The organism is Sphingomonas sp. GW821-FHT02B09, assembly GCF_059421875.1.
Genome location: NZ_JBWKVV010000023.1, coordinates 1 through 3,384 on the forward strand (window position 1 = coordinate 1; position 3,384 = coordinate 3,384).

The following is a 3,384-nucleotide window of genomic DNA, read 5'->3' on the forward strand; positions in this document are numbered from 1 at the left end:
GGTGGAGACGCATATCCGACAATCTGGCTGAGATTATAATCATCCGCACCAAGAGGGTGTCCGTAAAGGGCGCCTGGTAGAACCACGCTGCACTGCTCTGCCGAGTTTCGTGTCGCCGCCCGATGGGCGTCGATCCAGTGTTGTCGTTGGTGGTGTGGACTCTCAAGCGTGAGGTAAGGGCAATTCGTGGATGCCTTGGCATGTACAGGCGATGAAGGACGTGGCACGCTGCGATAAGCGTCGGTGAGCCGTGAGCAGGCATTGACCCGACGATTTCCGAATGGGGAAACCCACCTATCCGATTAACTTCGACCGTGACGGCAACGTCGCGAGCGGAGTTAGTCGGGAACAGGTATCACTTAGCTGAATAAAATAGGCTTCGTGAAGCGAACCCGGTGAACTGAAACATCTCAGTAGCTGGAGGAAAAGACATCAACCGAGATTCCGTTAGTAGTGGCGAGCGAACGCGGACCAGGCCAGTGCCGTTTATTCAACTAGCAGAAGCTTCTGGAAAGTAGCGCCATAGCGGGTGACAGCCCCGTATGCGAAAGTGATGTAAACGGACTCGAGTAGGGCGGAACACGTGTAATTCTGTCTGAACATAGGGGGACCACCCTCTAAGCCTAAATACTCGTACATGACCGATAGCGAACTAGTACCGTGAGGGAAAGGTGAAAAGCACCCCGATGAGGGGAGTGAAACAGTACCTGAAACGGATTGCCTACAAGCAGTTGGAGGGTCCTTGAGGCCTGACAGCGTACCTCTTGCATAATGGGTCTGTGACTTAATGTTTCAAGCAAGCTTAAGCCGTTAGGTGTAGGCGCAGCGAAAGCGAGTCTGAATAGGGCGACTGAGTTTGAAGTATTAGACCCGAAACCCGGCGATCTAGGCATGACCAGGATGAAGGTGCAGTAACATGCACTGGAGGTCCGAACCGATTAACGTTGAAAAGTTACCGGATGAGTTGTGTTTAGGGGTGAAAGGCCAATCAAGCCGGGAAATAGCTGGTTCTCCGCGAAAACTATTGAGGTAGTGCCTCGGATGGACACCCTAGGGGGTAGAGCACTGGATGGATGCGGGGGTCGCGAGATCTACCAACTCTAACCAAACTCCGAATACCTAGGAGTGATATCCGGGAGACAGACGGCGGGTGCTAAGGTCCGTCGTCAAAAGGGAAACAGCCCTGACCTACAGCTAAGGTCCCCAAGTTATCACTAAGTGGGAAAGCATGTGGAAATCCCAAAACAACCAGGAGGTTGGCTTAGAAGCAGCCATCCTTTAAAGAAAGCGTAACAGCTCACTGGTCTAAACAAGGGTTTCTGCGGCGAAGATGTAACGGGGCTCAAGTGATACACCGAAGCTTAGGGTGTGGATTTATCCACGCGGTAGCGGAGCGTTCCGTAAGCCTGTGAAGCGATCTGGTAATGGGTCGTGGAGGTATCGGAAGTGCGAATGCAGACATGAGTAGCGATAAAGAGGGTGAGATGCCCTCTCGCCGAAAGACCAAGGGTTCCTGCGCAAGGCTAATCCGCGCAGGGTGAGCCGGCCCCTAAGACGAGCCCGAAGGGGGTAGTCGATGGGAACCACGTTAATATTCGTGGGCCTGGTGGTGTGTGACGGATGGTGTGTGTTGTTCGGCCTTAACGGATTGGCCGGGCTTCGAAACTGTCCCAGGAAATAGCCCCACCGTATAGACCGTACCCGAAACCGACACAGGTGGTCAGGTAGAGTATACCAAGGCGCTTGAGAGAAGTGTCCTGAAGGAACTCGGCAAATTGCCTCCGTACCTTCGGAAGAAGGAGGCCCAACATAGGCGCAAGCTCTTGTTGGGGGCACAGGCCAGGGGGTAGCGACTGTTTAGCAAAAACACAGGGCTCTGCTAAGTCGGCTTCAAGACGACGTATAGGGCCTGACGCCTGCCCGGTGCCTGAAGGTTAAGTGGAGGGGTGCAAGCTCTGAAATGAAGCCCAGGTAAACGGCGGCCGTAACTATAACGGTCCTAAGGTAGCGAAATTCCTTGTCGGGTAAGTTCCGACCTGCACGAATGGCGTAACGACTTCCCCACTGTCTCCAGGACATGCTCAGCGAAATTGAATTCTCCGTGAAGATGCGGAGTACCCGCGGTTAGACGGAAAGACCCCGTGCACCTTTACTGCAGCTTCAGAGTGGCATTAGGAAAGAACTGTGTAGCATAGGTGGGAGGCTTTGAAGCGTTGGCGCCAGCTGACGTGGAGCCATAGGTGAAATACCACCCTGTTGTTTTCTGATGTCTAACCTCGTTCCGTAAGCCGGAACAGGGACCCTCTGTGGCGGGTAGTTTGACTGGGGCGGTCGCCTCCTAAAGAGTAACGGAGGCGCGCGATGGTGGGCTCAGGCCGGTTGGAAACCGGCTGTTAGAGTGCAATGGCATAAGCCCGCCTGACTGCGAGACTGACAAGTCGAGCAGAGACGAAAGTCGGTCATAGTGATCCGGTGGTCCCTCGTGGAAGGGCCATCGCTCAACGGATAAAAGGTACGCCGGGGATAACAGGCTGATAACCCCCAAGAGCTCATATCGACGGGGTTGTTTGGCACCTCGATGTCGACTCATCACATCCTGGGGCTGGAGCAGGTCCCAAGGGTTTGGCTGTTCGCCAATTAAAGTGGTACGTGAGTTGGGTTCAGAACGTCGCGAGACAGTTTGGTCCCTATCTGCCGTGGGCGTCGAAATTTGAGAGGAGTTGACCCTAGTACGAGAGGACCGGGTTGAACGTACCTCTGGTGTACCTGTCGTCGTGCCAACGGCGCAGCAGGGTAGCTATGTACGGACGGGATAACCGCTGAAAGCATCTAAGCGGGAAGCCTCCCTCAAGATAAGATTTCATAGGACGGTCGGAGACCACGACCTTGATAGATCGGATGTGGAAGTGCGGTAACGCATGGAGCTAACCGATACTAATTGTCCTATTCGCGCTTGAACAAGATTTCATCAAAGTATTACTTTGATGAAGCTTTGAGAGTCTCACACCATCAATGACAATCCTGGGTCACCAGCGAAACGTCAGCGACGGCGTGGATGATACAAGTCGAACGCCAGAACATACCTTCACAAAGGTGCATCGATTTTGAAAACCCGTCACAATGCAAATTGCGACGGGTTACCCCCGAGCCCGCTTCGCATCCGCCCGCTTCATTGCCTGGTGGCTATAGCGTCGGTGTCCCACCCGATCCCATCCCGAACTCGGCCGTGAAACCCGACTGCGCCAATGGTACTATCGCTCAAGCGATGGAAGAGTAGGTCGTCGCCAGGCATTGCAGCCGGCGGATACGAAGCAACACGCTCGGGGCAAAGAACCCATACACAATTCATCATCCGGTGACGGATGCCAACACCCCCGCCCAAAC

Annotated in this window: 2 rRNA genes; both read left to right on the plus strand. The window is 54.2% G+C overall.

The features are described from left to right. Nucleotides 1-163 precede the first annotated feature (163 nt). A 23S ribosomal RNA gene (locus AC07U4_RS24725) occupies nucleotides 164-2,958 on the plus strand. Nucleotides 2,959-3,175: 217 nt separating this feature from the next. Beyond that, nucleotides 3,176-3,290, plus strand: a 5S ribosomal RNA gene (rrf, locus tag AC07U4_RS24730). The last annotated feature ends 94 nt before the right edge of the window (nucleotides 3,291-3,384 follow it).